Annotated in this window: 13 protein-coding genes; 10 read left to right on the forward strand and 3 right to left on the reverse strand. The window is 65.3% G+C overall.

The annotated features are described in order from the left end of the window. Position 1 precedes the first annotated feature (1 nt). From N539_RS0110625 to N539_RS0110640, 4 genes are all read left to right on the forward strand, one after another. Positions 2-4,174, forward strand: coding sequence for a translocation/assembly module TamB domain-containing protein (locus N539_RS0110625; RefSeq protein ID WP_028970237.1), 4,173 nt, complete (start codon positions 2-4; stop codon positions 4,172-4,174). Between the two features lie 95 nt (positions 4,175-4,269). Further along, a complete protein-coding gene (locus N539_RS0110630; RefSeq protein ID WP_037552741.1) occupies positions 4,270-5,730 on the forward strand; it encodes an amino acid permease in 1,461 nt (486 codons plus the stop codon). After that, on the forward strand, positions 5,723-7,009 hold the full coding sequence (locus N539_RS0110635) for an MFS transporter (protein ID WP_028970239.1): 1,287 nt from the start codon (positions 5,723-5,725) through the stop codon (positions 7,007-7,009). The genes N539_RS0110630 and N539_RS0110635 overlap by 8 nt, the downstream gene beginning before the upstream one ends. Beyond that, complete coding sequence (locus N539_RS0110640; RefSeq protein WP_028970240.1) at positions 7,009-8,436, forward strand: hypothetical protein; 1,428 nt, start codon at positions 7,009-7,011, stop codon at positions 8,434-8,436. The genes N539_RS0110635 and N539_RS0110640 overlap by 1 nt, the downstream gene beginning before the upstream one ends. Here the strand turns inward: N539_RS0110640 and N539_RS17875 are convergent. Both N539_RS17875 and glnA read right to left on the reverse strand, forming a co-directional pair. Beyond that, positions 8,423-9,370 carry a PilZ domain-containing protein gene (locus N539_RS17875; RefSeq protein WP_051531741.1) on the reverse strand — a complete coding sequence of 316 codons (948 nt, stop codon included), beginning with the start codon at positions 9,368-9,370 and terminating at the stop codon, positions 8,423-8,425. The genes N539_RS0110640 and N539_RS17875 overlap by 14 nt on opposite strands. A gap of 151 nt (positions 9,371-9,521) precedes the next feature. Further along, complete coding sequence (gene glnA / locus N539_RS0110650; protein ID WP_028970241.1) at positions 9,522-10,934, reverse strand: type I glutamate--ammonia ligase; 1,413 nt, start codon at positions 10,932-10,934, stop codon at positions 9,522-9,524. Positions 10,935-11,129: 195 nt separating this feature from the next. Here glnA and N539_RS16685 point away from each other — a divergent pair, with 195 nt between their 5' ends. The 6 genes from N539_RS16685 (at position 11,130) to N539_RS19135 (ending at position 16,309) form a co-directional block, all read left to right on the forward strand. After that, positions 11,130-12,029 (forward strand): sulfite exporter TauE/SafE family protein, encoded by a 900-nt coding sequence (locus N539_RS16685; protein ID WP_037552742.1) that lies wholly within the window; start codon positions 11,130-11,132, stop codon positions 12,027-12,029. 394 nt (positions 12,030-12,423) lie between these two features. Next, the gene (locus N539_RS16690) at positions 12,424-12,612 is read left to right on the forward strand and encodes a hypothetical protein (protein ID WP_037552743.1); all 189 of its coding nucleotides are present in this window, start codon (positions 12,424-12,426) and stop codon (positions 12,610-12,612) included. A 158-nt stretch (positions 12,613-12,770) separates the two neighbouring features. Beyond that, on the forward strand, positions 12,771-13,355 hold the full coding sequence (petA, locus tag N539_RS0110670) for a ubiquinol-cytochrome c reductase iron-sulfur subunit (protein WP_028970242.1): 585 nt from the start codon (positions 12,771-12,773) through the stop codon (positions 13,353-13,355). Between the two features lie 7 nt (positions 13,356-13,362). Continuing rightward, the gene (locus N539_RS0110675) at positions 13,363-14,676 is read left to right on the forward strand and encodes a cytochrome b (protein WP_028970243.1); all 1,314 of its coding nucleotides are present in this window, start codon (positions 13,363-13,365) and stop codon (positions 14,674-14,676) included. 19 nt (positions 14,677-14,695) lie between these two features. Beyond that, positions 14,696-15,697, forward strand: a complete 1,002-nt coding sequence (locus N539_RS16695) for a cytochrome c1 (RefSeq protein WP_081774316.1) — start codon at positions 14,696-14,698, stop codon at positions 15,695-15,697. 93 nt (positions 15,698-15,790) lie between these two features. Next, the gene (locus N539_RS19135; RefSeq protein WP_051531742.1) at positions 15,791-16,309 is read left to right on the forward strand and encodes a hypothetical protein; all 519 of its coding nucleotides are present in this window, start codon (positions 15,791-15,793) and stop codon (positions 16,307-16,309) included. A gap of 9 nt (positions 16,310-16,318) precedes the next feature. Here N539_RS19135 and N539_RS0110690 read toward each other — a convergent pair whose 3' ends face one another. Next, positions 16,319-16,765, reverse strand: a complete 447-nt coding sequence (locus N539_RS0110690) for a MaoC family dehydratase (protein ID WP_028970244.1) — start codon at positions 16,763-16,765, stop codon at positions 16,319-16,321. Positions 16,766-16,813: the final 48 nt, after the last annotated feature.

Genomic DNA, 16,813 nt, shown 5'->3' on the forward strand with positions numbered 1-16,813 from the left:
GATGGCCGAAGCCGTGGCAACCGCCGAAGGGTCCGGACCGCCCCGGCGAAAGCTTCGCCGCGACTGGCCGCGGCGGTTGCTCAATGAGCTGTTCGCAGCCTTCATCGCGCTTCTGTTCCTGTTGGCTGGAGCGCTGGTCCTGCTCGATAGCGCGCCGGGGCACCGCTTCATCGTCGACCGGCTGGGGAGATTCGAAACCGCGTCCGGCCTGAACATCCGCATCGGCCGGATCGACGGCTCGATCTTCGGCAAGTCGCAACTAAGAAACGTCCGGGTTTCGGACACCCGCGGCGTGTTCTTGACCTCGCCCAACATCAAGCTCGACTGGACCCCGGGCGCGTGGCTGTACAACAAACTGTCGATCGACAGCGTGACCGCGGACCGGGTGATGCTGATCCGCCTGCCCAAGCTCAAGCCGAGCACCACAAAGGGTCCCATCCTCCCCGGCTTCGATATCCACGTCGGCGAACTTCGCGTCGATCGGCTCGACATCGGCAAGGAAGTCGGCGGTGCGCCGCGAAGCGGAAGCCTGCGCGGCAAGGCCGACGTCCACTCCGGACGAGCGCTTGTGGAGCTTTCCGCCAACCTCAACGGCGGCGGCGATCACATCACCTTTCACCTCGACGCGGAGCCCGATCGCAACAGGTTCGATCTCGCTGCCCACGTGACCGCGCCGGCGAACGGGCTGGTTCCGGCGATGATCGGCGTTGGCCACGCGATGACGCTCGACATCGGCGGCGCGGGCAGCTGGACGCGGTGGCGGGGTACGGCAGGGCTCGACCTCTCCGGCCGTCCAACGGCGCGGCTTGCGCTCGGTGTCGATAGCGGGCGCTATCGCTTGCAAGGCAAGTGGCGGCCGGGGCCATTCCTCAAGGGCAAGCTCCAGCGGCTCACCGTTCCGCTGGTCGACATCCGCGGCGACGCGACGCTGAAGGACCGCATCCTGGACGGCCGGCTGATCGCCGCCACGCCGGAGCTTCGCGCGATTGCGCGCGGCGCGCTCGATCTCGCCGAGAACCGCTTCCAGGCGCTCCGGCTCGGGGTCGATTTGCTGAAACCCTCGGCGCTGTTCCCCAACATGACCGGCAAAAGCGTCCGCATGGTGTGGACCCTCGACGGCCCGTTCTCGACCGCCGATTATTCCTGCCGCCTGACCTCGCCGCACGTTCAGTTCGACGACACCGGCTTCGATCAGTTGCGCGCGGAAGGGCGTGGGCGCCTGTCCCCGTGGCCGATGCGCGTGCCCATCCGCCTCAGCGCGCGCGCAATCACCGGCATCGGGGACGTCGGCGGGGCAATGCTCGCCAACCCCCGGATCGAAGGCTGGCTGACGGTGACGCCGAAGCTGGTGCGCGGCGATGGCCTCAGGCTCAGCAGCGCCAAATGGACGGGCAAGATCTCGCTGCTGATCGACCTCGTGACCGGCCGCTTCGACGTCACTCTGTCGGGGGAGATGCAGCGCTATCTCATTCCCGGGCTCGGCATCGTCGACGTCATCACCGACCTCAAGGTGGTTCCCGGACCCAACAACAGGGGTTCGCACGTCACCGGCACCGCCAAGGCCTGGGTCCGCCGGCTCGACAACAGCTTTTTCCGCGATCTTACGGGCGGGCTGCCGTGGCTGACCACGAACCTCGAGCGAGGCAATGACGGGGTCGTTCATTTCAGCAATCTGCAGATTTACTCGCCCAAGCTTCGGCTTTCCGGTGCCGGGAAGCGCAATCGTGACGGGACGTTCCACATCGTCGCGAGCGGGCGCCAGGCTAAATATGGTCCACTGAGGCTAGTTCTCGACGGGCACATCGAGCGCCCGAGGATAGACCTGTTCCTCGAGCATCCGAACGAGGCGATGGGCATACGCGCCATGCACCTGTTGCTCGTGCCGAGCGCGGCCGGCTTCGATTATCGGGCGAGCGGCGGATCGAAGCTCGGTCCGTTCACCAGCAACGGCCGCATCCTGCTGCCGCAGAACGGCGCGGCCACCATCTCCATCGCTGCGCTCGATGCCGGCGGCGCGCACGCCAGCGGCGATCTCCGATCCGACCCTGGTGGGTTCACGGGACGGCTGATCCTCGCCAACGGCACGCTCGGAGGCGCGCTCGACTTCGCTCCAGCGAGCGGTGCGCAACGGATCGACGCCCACCTCACCGCCAACGGCGCTCACTTCCAAGATGCCTTCAGCGTGCGCAGCGGCAGCATCGACGGCACCATCATCCTCGCCGATGAGCGCACCACCATCGACGGCGTGATCGACGCGCGCGGGACTGACGCCGGCGGCATCACGCTCGCCCGCCTCACCGCCAACGCCAAATTGGTCAACGGGAGCGGCCAGGTGCGCGCGGCCTTCGCCGGCCGGCGCGGCGCCGCCTTCGCCTTCTCGACCCTCGCCGACATCACCCCGGATGCGATCCGCCTGACCGGGAGTGGACGGATCGAGCGCCAGCCGCTGGTGCTCAACCAGGCGGCGGTGCTGACCCGTTCGGGCGACGGCTGGGCGCTGGCTCCGACCAACCTCAGCTTTGCGGGTGGGACCGCGACCGTGTCGGGCCAAAGCGGCTCGCGACCGGAAGTTCACGCCCAGCTCATGGGCATGCCGCTCGAAGTGCTCGACCTCGCCTGGCCCGGCCTCGACCTGTCCGGATCAGCGACCGGCCGTCTCGATTACGCCTGGAAGAGCAATCGCAGCGGCCGCATCGATCTCAAGGTCCGCGGCCTCAGCCGCGCCGGTCTGGTGTTCGCGTCCAAGCCGATCGATGTCGGCATCGCCGCGATCGTCAACGGCAACCAGGCCGGGCTTCGCGCGGTTGCCGCCAGCTCCGGGTCGGTCATCGGCCGGGCGCAGGCGCGCTTCGCGCCGCTCGGCGGCGGCCCCCTGGTCGCGGAGCTGATGAATGCGCCGTTGTTCGCCCAATTGCGCTACACCGGCCCCGCCGACACTTTGTGGCGCCTGTCGGGGACCGAGGTGATCGACCTGTCCGGCCCGCTCGCGGTCGGCGCCGACATCGGCGGCCGCCTGGCCGCGCCGGTGATCCGCGGCTCGCTGAAGACGCAGAACGCCCGCCTCGAAAGCGCCGTCACCGGCATGGTTATCGACCAGTTGGTGAGCCAGGCGCGCTTCTCCGGCCCGCAGCTGATCTTTTCACAGATCTCGGGCCGGACGTCCGGCGGCGGCTCGCTGACCGGCACCGGCAGCGTCACCTTCGCCGGGGGCAAGACCGCGCTGAACCTGTCGTTCAACGCGAACCAGGCATTGCTTCTCAATCGCGACGACATCGCCGCGCGCGTCACCGGACCGTTGAAGATCAACTCCGCGGGCAATGGCGGCACGATCTCGGGCGACCTCAAGCTCGACAAGGGCCGCTTCCAGCTCGGCCGCGCCAGCGCCGCCGCTTCGGTGCCGCAGCTCAACGTGCGCGAGCAAGGCCTCGATCCGGAGGACGTGATCGAGGTCGCCGATCTTCATCCATGGAAGCTCGACATCGACCTAACCGGCCGCGATTTGCAGGTCGTCGGCCTCGGCATCAACAGCCGCTGGACGACCAATTTGAAGATCGGCGGCCTGGCCGATGCGCCGCGCTTCACCGGCCGCGCGGACCTCGTCCGCGGCGACTATGATTTCGCCGGACGCAACTTCAAGCTCGACCGCGGCGTGATCCGCTTCCGCGGCGAGAGCCCGCCCGATCCCCAGCTCGACATTCACGCCCAGGCGCAGGTCCAGGGCCTCGATGCCAGCGTGCTGGTCCAGGGGACCGGCCTCAAGCCGGAGATCACCTTCGCCAGCTCGCCGCCCCTGCCGCAGGACGAGCTTCTGTCGCGCATCCTGTTCGGCACTTCGATCACCAACCTGTCGGCGCCGGAGGCGCTTCAGCTCGCCTCGGCGGTCGCGGCATTGCAGTCCGGCTCGGGCAGCCTCGATCCGATCAACGCGCTCCGTCGCGCGGTCGGCCTCGATCGCCTGCGCATCGTCCCCGCCGACGTCGCGACCGGCCAGAAGACGTCGATCGCCGCCGGCAAATACATCACGCGCAGATTGTTCGTCGAAGTGGTGACCGACGGTCAGGGCTACTCGGCGACGCGCGTCGAATATCAAATGACCCGGTGGCTCTCGCTACTGTCGACCGTATCGACGATCGGCCGATCGAGCGCGAGCGTGCGCGTGTCGAAGGACTATTGAGCCGTCATTGCGAGCCGCGCAGCGGCGCGGCAATCCAGTTGCGCCGATGGATTGCTTCGCTACGCTCGCAATGACGACGAGCATGGGGGACGAGCATGAAGAACTGGAACGTCCGCAAGGCCATCACTCCGGCCGAGGCCATTCCCGAATCCGAGCGCCTTCACCGGTCGTTGTCGTGGCCGCATCTGGTCGCCCTTGGCGTCGGCGCCATCGTTGGAACGGGCATTCTCACGCTGACGGGCGTCGGCGCGGACCGTGCCGGCCCCGCGGTGCTCATCAGCTTCTGTATTGCCGGACTGATCTGTGCCGGGGCTGCCCTTTGCTATGCCGAAATGTCGACAAGCATCCCGGCGTCCGGGAGTGCGTACACATATTCCTATACCGTGCTTGGCGAGGGCTTCGCGTGGATCGTCGGCTGGAGCCTGATCCTTGAATATTCGCTGGTCGTTTCCACGGTCGCGGTCGGGTGGGCCGGCTATGCCAACGATGCGCTCAGGCACATCGGGCTAGCGCTTCCGGGCGCTCTGACTCATGGACCGACCCTCGCTGGGCAACAATGCGGCGGCTCGGTTCAACAGGCATCTTTTGGCATCAATATCCTGGCCGTGGTCATCATCGCCGCCGTTGCGACCCTGCTTAATTTCGGAACGCGCGAAAGCGCACGGATCAACACCGGGCTGGTCGTTCTGAAACTTGCCACGCTATCGTTGTTCGTCATCGTCGCTCTGCCCTATTTCAACGCTGCGAACCTTCATCCGTTTGCACCGCATGGATTTTTCAGCACGCCGGGCGCGTGCGGGCGGCCCTACGGAGTGATGCCGGCGGCAGCGATCATCTTTTTCGCCTTCTACGGCTTTGACGCCATTTCCACCGCAGCGGAGGAAGCCAAGAACCCGGAGCGGGACCTTGCGATCGGAATCGTGGGTTCAATGGTGGCATGCACCCTCATCTATTTGATCGTTGCTGCCGCCGCCGTGGGCGCGGTTCATTATACCAAGTTCGCAAACAGCCCCGAGCCGCTCGCGCTGATCCTGCGCGAGGCCGGGCAGGGTCGAGTTGCAACGATCGTTTCCGCGGGAGCGGTGATCGCGCTGCCGACGGTGATTCTCGCATTCCTCTACGGGCAAAGCCGCATTTTCCTGGTGATGGCGCGCGACGGCTTCTTCCCGAAGAGTTTCTCCACGATCTGGAAAAGCCGGGGCACCCCGGCGCGGATTACGACAGCAACGGCGGCTATCGTGGCAATTATCGCTGCGGTGACTCCGATCGACGTCATCGCCTCGCTTGCGAACGCGGGCACCTTGTGCGCGTTCGTCGCTGTCGCGGTGTGCGTCCTGGTTCGCAGACGTCGCGATCCGGACGCCAATCGGCCGTTCCGGACACCGCTCGCGTGGATCGTCGCTCCGCTCACAATTCTTGGCTGTGTTTACCTGTTCACCAATCTGTCGAGGCTCACGATCACGTTTTTCCTGACCTGGAACGTCGTCGGGCTGTTCGTTTACTTCGTCTTCGCGTCGCGGAGCGCTCACCGGACCCGTAGCGCCTCCGGTGCCTAGGGCAGGGACGCCGCCGATCGGCCGCATCAAGAGCATCGTCGGCGGCTCAGCGGGCAATCTCGTCGAATGGTATGACTGGTACGCTTATTCGGCGCTGACGATCTATTTCGCGCCGGTCTTCTTCCCCAAGGAGGACAAGACCGCGCAATTGCTCAGCGCCGCGGCGATCTTCGCCGTGGGCTTCCTGATGCGCCCGATCGGCGCCTGGCTGATGGGCATTTATTCGGATCGCCACGGGCGGAGGTCGGGGCTCGCTTTGTCGGTCGCGTTGATGGCCGGCGGCTCGCTGCTGATCGCGGTGTCACCGACCTATGCGCGGGCGGGCGCGCTGGCGCCCGTGGTGCTGGTCGTCGCCCGCATGCTCCAGGGGCTGTCGGTGGGCGGCGAATATGGCGCCAGTGCGACCTATCTGTCGGAGATGGCGCTGCGCGACCGCCGCGCCTTCTGGTCGAGCTTTCAGTATTTCACCTTGATCGGCGGCCAGTTGCTGGCGCTCGCGGTGGTCGTCGTCCTTCAAACCGCGATGCCCGAAGCGGGCCTGCAGGAATGGGGCTGGCGGCTAGCCTTCGGCGTCGGCGCCCTGCTGGCGATCGGCGTTTACATCCTCCGCACGCGGCTCGCCGAGACTCAATCCTTCACCCGCCAGTCGCGCGATCGTCAACGGTCGAGCGTGATCGGCCTGTGGCGGCAGCACCCGCGCGAGTTCCTGATCGTCGCGGCAATCAGCGGCGGCGGCTCGGCCGCCTTCTATGCCTACACGACCTACATGCAGAAGTTCCTCGTCAACACGAGCGGCTTCTCGCGCTCGTCCGCCACCGAGATCATGACCGTCGCGCTGGTGGTGTTCATGCTGATCCAGCCCCTGTGGGGAATGGCGGCCGATCGCTGGGGGCGGAAGCGGGTCCTTTATGTCTTCGGGTTCGGCGGAGTGCTGCTCTCGGTGCCCATTTTCACCGCCATCAGCCGCGCGGAAACGCCGGCCGTGGCGCTCGGCCTGGTGCTCGTGCCCCTGCTCTTGCTCGGGGCCTACACGTCGATCAGCGGGCTCATCAAAGCCGAGCTGTTTCCAGCGCACATCCGAACCCTGGGAGTCGCGCTGCCCTATGCCGTCGGCAACACGATCTTCGGTGGGACGGCGGAATATGTGGCGCTGTGGTTCAAGCAGGCGGGCGCGGAAAGCGGCTTCTACTGGTACCTCACCGCGATCATCGGGATGGCGGCGATCGGCTTCGTGATGCTGCCGGAAACCAAGACCGCCAGCCTGATCGAGGAAGATTGATGGAACAGGCAAAGCGGCCCGACGCCGGCCCGTTCTATCTGTCGGCGGTGTTCGCCCTGCTGCTGGTGCCCGCCGCGCTCGGCAGCTCGCAGACGATCTTCAACGACGGCGACGTCAGCTGGCACATCGCCACCGGCCAGTGGATTCTCGACCACCGCACGATTCCAACGACCGATCCTTTCTCCTTCACCTGGGCAGGAAAGCCGTGGGTCGCGATCGAGTGGTTGGCGGAGAGCCTCTACGCATCCGCCTACCGGCTTGGCGGCTACAGCGGCGTTGCTGCGCTGGTGACCGCGGCCTTGATGGCCCTCCACGCGATCGTGTTCCTGAACGCCGCCAGGTTCTTGCGGTCGTGGAGCGCGATCGGCGCAGTTGTCGCGATGGACGTGGTCCTGATCCCGATGATGCTGGCCCGGCCGCATTTGCTCACCTGGCCGCTGCTCGCGCTGTGGACGTGGCTGATGATGCGCGCCCGCGAGCGCGATTCCGCGCCTCCACTTGCGGCGGCGCTGATCATGACCCCGTGGGCGAACCTCCATGGCGGCTTCGTGTTCGGACTGCTGATCGCCGCGCTGTTCGGATTTGAGGCGCTGATGGCGGCGCCCGACCGCATGCGCGTGGTCCGCCAGTGGGGCTTGTTCGGGCTGGCCTGCGCGCTGGCGGTGTGCATCAACGGCAACGGGCTCGAAGGGGTAGTTCATCCGGTTCGCTTCACCGGCTTGAAGATGCTTCCGTTCATCGACGAGTGGAAGCCGTCGAGCCTCTCGGCCACGCCGGTGTTCTTTGTCGTGCTGGCATTGACGCTGGCGTTGATCGCCTGGAAGCGGCCGCGGCTGCCGTGGGTTCGCTGGCTGTTGCTTGGTGGAATGCTCGGCCTGGCCCTGCTCCAGGTCCGGCATCAGGCGATGCTTGCGATCATCGCGGCGGTCATCCTGCCGCAAGGCTTCGCACGAGGGGCCGAAGTCTCGCTGGAGGCGGAGCGCCGGCGGGTGATGCGGCTCGCGTTGCCGGCGATGCTGGCACTGGTCGCGGTTCGCGCAGTGATGCCGATGCAGCTGCCGGACAATGAAGCCAATCCGTGGAAACTGATCGCCGCAGTGCCGGCCGACCTCCGCTCGCAGCCCGTGTTGAACGCATATTCGATGGGCGGGCCGCTGATCCTGTCGGGCATTCGGCCCTATGTCGACGGTCGCGGCGACATGTACGGCGATGAACTGGTCCTCGACTATGTTCGGATCATCCGCGGGAACAGTTCCGCGTTCGACGCCGCGGTCCGGCGGTGGAACATCCGCTGGGTGATCCTGTCGGACCAGAACCGAAAGTTGATCGCGGTGCTTGATGGGTCGCCGGACTGGCGTCGGCTCTATCGGGACAAGGTTGGCGTGATCTACGTTCGGCGGGCGGACGCACAGCCTAGCGCTTCATGAAGCCTTCGAGCTCTTGCCGCAATTCGCCAACCGACATCCGGTTCCACCGCGGGTCCCACGGCGACTCGGTGCCCGATTCGGCGTCCAGATAGCCCGGCCGAATCCATTCGCTTGGCGCCACTTCCGGCAGCGATTCCGCCAGTTGCGCCATGTCGAACGGCGAATGGAAGGCGAAGCCGACCTGGTCGCCGACGGCCCAGGCGACCGTGCCCGACACCGAAATGGCGTCGCTCAGCTCGAGCAGCGGCTCGGTGCCGACGCGAACCGGGGTGGTGCATTCGATCATCGCCCCGGTGGTGGAGATATTGCGCACGCGGATCGGCGAGGATTGATAATCGTGGTGGAGGACGCCGGTCCAGATGAGCGGATGCCGGCGCGCGATGCGCTGCTCGGATTCGGCATCGATTTGCGGCTCCAGGTCGACCTTTCTCGTCCGCTCGCTGCGCGGCAGCTCGAAAGCGACGTCGCCGAAGTTGCGGGCAAGCACATCCTTGAGCAGCGCCTCGCGCTCGCTCGCCTTGCAATCGAGCCGCGTCTCGTGGGCGAACTCGAGTCCGAAACGGTCGTCGCGAATCCATCGGACGACGCACTCGACCTGACCATTCTCACCGAGGTGGAGCTCGACGCTGTCCCACAGCTTGAGCGGGAGCGTGCCGGCGATCATCGCGCCGCCGCCGGAAACGTTGATCAGCTCGACGTCCCGCTTGCGCCGTCCGATGCGGATTGCCGCATTCTCGCCGTTCAGGCGGTGGCGGTCGCCGCTGCGCTGGTTGCTGGACCTGATTTCTTGCCGGGGCACGGCAACATCGGTCAGGTCCCTTGAGGTGCGCTGGGTGCGGCTCTTCTTCTTGGCCGCGACAAGCTCGTCGTGCCGCCCGATTGTCCCGGACAGCACGGCAGAGCGAAAGCTGTTCGCCTTGGGCTCGGTCGTCATGACGCCGGCTTATGAACGAACAAGGTTGCTGAAACGTATGCGACGTTGAAATATTTGCGGAAGGAGCCGGGGGAGGGGCGTTGGGAGGTGGGAATGACCCCTCCGCCGGCGTTCGCATTCGCTTTGGAACTAGGCCCGGGGGCCGCAACGCTTACGACGAATAATACATATCGAATTCGACAGGGCTAGGGGTAGTTTCCCAACGCATGACCTCTTCCCATTTCAGTTCGATGTAGGCGTCGATCTGGTCATCGCTGAAGACGTCGCCGCGAGTGAGGAACGCGCGGTCTTCCTGCAGGTTGACCAGGGCCTCGCGCAGCGAGCCGCAGACCGTCGGAACATTGACCAACTCCTGCGGCGGCAGGTCATAAAGATTCTTGTCCATCGGGTCGCCGGGATGAATGCGGTTCTGGATGCCGTCGAGGCCGGCCATCAGCAGCGCCGCATAAGCGAGGTAGGGATTGGCGAGCGCGTCCGGGAAACGGAATTCCACACGCTTGGCCTTCTCGCCGGCGCCGTAGGGAATGCGACAGGAGGCGGAGCGGTTGCGGCTTGAATAAGCGAGCAGCACCGGCGCTTCGAAGCCCGGGACAAGGCGCTTGTAGCTGTTGGTCGTCGGGTTGGTGAATGCGTTGAGCGCGCGGGCGTGCTTGATCACTCCGCCGATGAAATAGAGGGCGATCTCGCTCAGCCCGGCGTAGCCGTTACCGGCGAACAGCGGCTTGCCGCCTTTCCAGATCGACATGTGGGTGTGCATGCCGCTGCCGTTATCCTTGGCGATCGGCTTGGGCATGAAGGTCGCGGTCTTGCCGTAGGCGTGCGCGACCATGTGCACCACGTACTTGTAGATCTGCATCCGGTCGGCGGTCTCGACCAGGCCGCCATAGGTCAGCCCGAGCTCGTGCTGCGAGGCGGCGACCTCGTGATGGTGCTTGTCCATCGGCAGCCCCATCTCGAGCATGGTCGAAACCATCTCGCCGCGGATGTCCATCGCGCTGTCGACCGGGGCGACCGGGAAATAGCCGCCCTTGGCGCGCGGCCGGTGGGCCTGGTTGCCGCCTTCATATTCGCGGTTGGTGTTGGTGGGCAGCTCGATGTCGTCGATGCGGAACGACGACGCGTTATAGCTGTCCTCGAACCGCACGTCGTCGAACATGAAGAACTCGGCTTCGGGGCCGACGAATACCGTGTCACCGACGCCGGTCGCCTTGAGATAGGCTTCGGCGCGGGTCGCGGTCGAGCGCGGGTCGCGGCCGTAGAGCTCGCCGGTCGAGGGCTCCACGACATTGCAGAACAGGACCAGCATCGGCGTCGCGCTGAACGGGTCGACGTAGGCCGCGTCGAGATCCGGCTTCAGGATCATGTCGCTTTCGTTGATCGCTTTCCAGCCGGCGATCGAGCTGCCGTCGAACATCAGTCCGTCCGTGAGGCTGTCCTCGTCGATCACGACCGAGGCCATGGTCAGATGCTGCCACTTGCCCTTCGGATCGGTGAAGCGGAGGTCGACCCAGTCGATTTCCTCGTCCTTCAGCCGCGAAAGAATCTTGCCCGCGTCGTTTGCCATCTTGCCCTCGATCTCCAGTCACGCCCGAACGAAAACGGCCCTGGCCCGGCAAAGCCGGGCGAAAGGGCGCGAATCGAGCTTGGGAGCTACAGATTCCCCAGCCGCGGCGCGGAGTCAGGGGGGCAGCGAATATTTCACCGGTCGGATTAATGCGGTAGCGTGGCATCACTGCGTGTCGCTGGGGGACGAACGGTCATGCTCATTGCGCTGCTGGTGCCGATCGGACTCGCGACCATCGCCTTTACGTTTATCCTGGTGCGAGCCGCCGTCGCGCAGCGCGCGACGCCGACACTCGAAGGCGTGATCCTCGGCGCGGTCACGAATTTCTTCGATACGCTCGGCATCGGCTCATTCGCGCCGACCACGGCCTGGTTCAAGTTCCGGCGGCTCGTTCCCGATCAGGTTCTTCCGCAGACGATGCTTGTGGGTCACTCGCTCCCGACGCTCGCCGAGGCAGTTATCTTCCTGATCCTGCTCGGTGTCGCGGTCGACCCGGTTCTTCTGGTCGGCTGCATGATCGGAATCCTGATGGGCGGCCTCCTCGGCGTGCCGCTTGTTTCCCGCGCCCGAGTCTGGATCATCCAGCTGATCGTTTCCATTGCCCTGATCGTCGCCGCGGCAATCTATGCGGTCACCAACCTGCACCTGATGCCGGGCGGAGGCACCGCGACCAGCTTGCCGCTGACGCTCACGATCATCGCGATCGCGGCTAACTTCGTGTTCGGCATTCTGGTCAACTTCGGGGTCGGAAATTATGCTCCGACTCTGATCATGCTCAGCCTGATGGGGATGAACCCACGGCTGGCGTTTCCGATCATGGCCGGCGGCGCGGCGTTGGTCATCGCGGGCGCCGGTTCCCGCCACATCACGATGGGCAAGATCGACTTTCGCATCGTGACAGGGATGGCGATCGGGGGCGTCCCGGCGGTGTTCGTCGCCGCCTTCATCGTCAAATCGATGCCGGTCGACGTGCTTCGCTGGCTGGTGATCGCGGTCGTTCTCTACGCCGCCGCGGTCATGCTTCGATCGGCCATGATCGCCCGCAGGGAAGAGGCTCGGCAAGGCGTTCCGGTGCCGGCCGTCGGGGCGGGCTAGCGGGAACCGGTACGGAGCCGGATCATTGTGGCCGCGGCGGCGGGCGTTGCGAGGAGACGGTTGTCATGCGCTCCATTCTGCTGTGGCTGATCGGCATCCCGGTCCCGATCATTCTCTTGCTGGCCTTCTGCACCCACCATTTCTGAAAATTGTCTCGCTTTGGGACAGCGCCAACAGCGCCATTGGCGGCGGCGGAAGTCTATGAAATGCAATGGTAACCGGCACGCTAACCCCTTGCGAGTCGGTTGCGGTTGGGGGATCCACGAAAACCCTGAGTAGGAAAGGCTCGCTCCCGGCACGTTGGAGCGAGCCTTTTCCTTTTCGACATAGATCCCAGTTTGCTCGTTTCGCTTCCGAATTGATGCCGGCGGCGTCCCGCACTACAGGCCAAGCAATGGAGCTTCACATTCTCGAGCGCGCGTTCGAGCTGGCCAAGGCCGGCGACTGTGCTTCGATCGACGACATTCGCCGGCGCCTGAAGGCCGAGAAATATTCGCAGGTCGATGCGCATCTCGCCGGGACGACCGTGCGCCGCCAGCTCCTCGATTTATGCAAGGAGGCGAGGGGCGAACGGAAGGCCTGATCGGCCTTTTTAGAGCATTTGCCGCCTATGCCAACGCGCCCCTTGGCACCCGCCAATACGCTCGCTATCAGGCCCGCCAACCGCGCTGGAGCTCTTCCTGAGCGGGCCTGCTGACACGCCTTCCGGCATGTCCAGCCAATCGCGTCAAAAGGGGAACGATGGCCACCAAGGCTCAGTCCGCTGAGGGTTCCGATACCGCAGGTCCAGCCGGCGGCGGGTTCCGCAGGCGCGACTTTCTGAACGTCGCGCCGGTGGCGTTTGCCGGCGTTGGCGCGGTTGCCGCGCTCGCGCCCCTGATCATTCAGATGTCGCCTTCCGCCGACGTTCTGGCGCTCGCCTCGATCGAGGTCGACATCTCCAAGATCCAGCCGGGCCAGGGCATCAAGGTTAGCTGGCGCAAGCAGCCGGTGTTCGTCCGCAACCTCACCCCGAAGGAGATCGCCGAGGCCAATGCGGTGCCGATGGGCGACCTGCGTGATCCGCAGACGCTCGCCGAGCGCACCCAGCCCGGCAAGGCCAATTGGCTGATCACTTTGGGCGTGTGCACCCATTTGGGCTGCGTCCCGCTCGGCATCGGCGAGGGGGAGAACAAGGGGCCGTACGGCGGCTATTTCTGCCCCTGCCACGGCTCGATGTACGACACCGCCGCCCGCATACGGCAGGGACCCGCGCCGAAGAATCTCGAAGTGCCCGAATATACGTTCACGGCGCCGACGGTTGTTCAAATCGGGTCAGGGGGTTAGCGCGACCATGAGTTTTTCCTGGGCCAGGCCCTACGAACCCAAGCAGCCGCTGATGCGCTGGCTCGACGAGCGCCTGCCTCTCCCGCGCCTTGTCTATGGCGCGATCGGCGGCGGCTATCCGGTGCCGCGCAACCTCAATTACTGGTGGAACTTCGGCGTCCTTGCCGGGATCTTCCTGACCATCCAGATCGTCACCGGCATCGTCCTTGCGATGCACTATACGGCCTCGGCCGACGGCGCGTTCAACTCGGTCAACCAGCTGATCATGCGCGACGTCAACGCCGGCTGGTTCCTCCGCTACGCGCATTCGAACGGCGCCAGCTTCTTCTTCCTGGTCACCTACATCCACATCTTCCGCGGGCTTTTCTACGGCTCGTACAAGGCGCCGCGGGAGCTGGTGTGGATGCTTGGCCTCGTCATCTACCTGCTGATGATGGCGACCGGCTTCATGGGCTACGTGCTGCCGTGGGGGCAGATGAGCTATTGGGGGGCGCAGGTCATCACCGGCTTCTTCTCGGCCTTCCCGGTCGTCGGCGAGCCGATCCGCATCTGGTTGCTCGGCGGCTACGCGCCCGACCAGGCGGCGCTGACCCGCTTCTTCTCGCTCCATTACCTGCTGCCGTTCGTGATCGCGGGCGTGGTGATCCTCCACATCTGGGCGCTGCACATCCCCGGGTCGGGCAACCCGACCGGCGTCGATGTGAAGGACGAGAAGGACACCTTGCCCTTCCATCCCTTCTACACGGCGAAGGACGGCTGGTTCGCCGCCGCGGTGCTGCTGTTCTACGCCGTCGTCACCTATTTCGCGCCCGACTACCTCGGCCACGCCGACAATTACATTCCGGCCAATCCGCTGGCGACTCCGGCGCACATCGTTCCCGAATGGTATTTCTGGCCCTTCTACGCGATCCTCCGCTCGTTCACGGTCGATTTCATTCTGCCCGCCAAGCTGTGGGGCGTGCTGGCGATGTTCGGCTCGATCCTGCTGCTGTTCTTCCTGCCATGGCTCGACAAGTCGCCGGTCCGCTCGGGCAGCTACCGGCCGCTGTTCAAGCGCTTCTTCTGGCTGCTCGTCGTCGACGTCGTCATCCTCGGCTACATCGGGGGCGCGCCGATCAACGCCTTCCGCGTCGCGGTCGGCCAGATTGCCGCCGCTTATTACTTCCTCCATTTCCTCGTGATCCTGCCGCTGGTGTCGGCGCTGGAGACGCCGCTGCCGCTGCCCAATTCGATCACCGACAGCGTGCTTCACGGCGAGGCGGCGGAGGCCGCGCCCATGGGGTCGCTCGCACGCGGCCCTAAACCCGCTGGCGCAGCGTAAAGAGAGGGCGAGCAGACACATGGGTTACCTCTTTGCAGCCTGGGCCACGGTCTATGCCTACCTCAAGAGCCTGGTCTGGGTTCGCAGCCTCGGCGGGCTGATCGGCGCGGGCTTCGCCGGGATCCTGCTGATTTCCCTGATCGGCAACCTTGCGACCTATTTCAACAACCCGCCGGCGCCGCTCGCCGCGGATGAATTCCACCGCGAGCCGAAGCCCTTGCACCTCGCCAGCGACGGCCCCTTCGGCAAGTTCGACAAGCGCCAGCTGCAGCGCGGCTTCCAGGTCTATTCGGAGGTCTGCTCGGCCTGCCACAGCCTCAAGCTCGCATCCTTCCGCGAGCTCGAAGGGATTGGTTACAACGCGGCCGAGATCAAGAAGATCGCGGCGGACTGGAAGACTCAGGTCCCATCGGTCAATCCGGACACCGGCGAGCCCGCGACCCGCAAGGCGCTGCCCTCGGACACCTTCCCGGCGCCGTTCGCGAACGAAATCGCGGCGCGCGCGGCCAACAATAATGCGCTTCCGCCCGATCTCACACTGATCACCAAGGCGCGCGAGGGCGGCGCGGCCTACGTTTATTCGCTGCTGACCGGCTATGCGAACCAGGCGGGCTACCGGAATGAGAAGGGCGAGGAGCTGCTGAAGGCGTTCCCGGACGCCAAGACCCCGCCGAACCTCCACTTCAATCCCTATTTCGCGAACCTCAACATCGCGATGCCGCCGCCGCTCACGGCGAACGGCCAGGTCAGCTATGAGGACGGCACCAAGCCGACGGTCGACCAGATGGCGAAGGATGTTGCCGCGTTCCTGGCGTGGACCGCCGAGCCCAACCTCGAGGCTCGCCACGCCAATGGGCTTTGGGTCGCGATCTTCCTGCTCTTCGCCAGCGTCCTTAGCTACCTCGCCTATCAGCAGATCTGGCACGACGCGAAGCGGGCCGTCCGCCCGACCGGGGTGCTCGATCCGAAGAATCAGGCGAAGACCCGGCGCGCCAAGAGGAATGCCGGGATCACCGGCTAAGGCCCTGCCGGCAATCGTGAAATCCCGTTCACCGTAGGAACGCGCACCGCGCTTGATCGTTAAGCTGCCGAATCCCTAGTCGGCAGGTGTATCATGCGTATTCCCTATATTTCCCTCGTTGCCGCAGGTGCGATCGCGCTCGGCGGTTGTGCCTATGACGGCCTCGGTCTCGGCTATGGCGACGCCTATTCCAACGGATACGGTTACAACAGCTCCTATTACGGTGGCTATGGCTACGGCAGCCCATATTATGGCGGCCGCTCCGGCATCAGCCTCGGGGTTGGTTACGGCTCGGGCTACGGTGGGTACGGCTACGGCTCGCCTTATTATGGAAGCTATGGATATGGCTCGCCATACTACGGTTGGTACGGTGACTATTATTACCCGGGCACCGGCTCTTACGTCTATGACAGCTATCGCCGCCCACGGGCGATGACGACGACGCAGCGGCAATATTGGTCGGGACGCTCGCCGGCGCTGCGGACAACCAGCGCGCGAACGACCGTTCGCCCGAACTGGAGCGGGTTCACGCGCAAGTCGAACGCAGCGACACGGCGCACCGCGCGTGAAGAGACACGCAACGACCGCCGGACCGGTCATCACAACCAATAGCCGTGACGCTCAGTCCGGCCGGCGCCGGATCAGGACGATCGAGGTGAAGGTCATCACCGGCTGATCGTCCTGGTTCGTCACCACCATGTCGCTGCGGAACGAGCCCATCTCCGGCTTGCTCCGCGACAGCGTCTTCTCGACGATCGTGCTGCGGACATGCAGCGTATCGCCCGGGTAGACCGGCCGCCGCCACCGCAGCTGATCGATCCCCGGCGATCCGAGCCCCGCCTGCCGGTGCTTCACGACGTAGCGCGCGATTACGGCCATGGTCATCGCGCAGGTGTGCCAGCCGCTCGCGGCGATGCGGCCGAAATGGGTCTTGGCGGCTTCCTCGTCCGACAGGTGGAACGGCTGCGGATCGTATTTGCGCGCGAACTCGAGCACTTCCTCGCGGGTCACCTCGTACGAGCCGAAGTAGGTTTCGGCGCCGACCTCCAGGTCTTCGAAATATTGCACGGCTGGGGCATAGCGAGGGCCGCGTCTTGGCGCGAGGCCGCCCGCGCC

This window comes from Sphingomonas sp. URHD0057, assembly GCF_000620665.1.
Lineage (GTDB): Bacteria > Pseudomonadota > Alphaproteobacteria > Sphingomonadales > Sphingomonadaceae > Sphingomicrobium.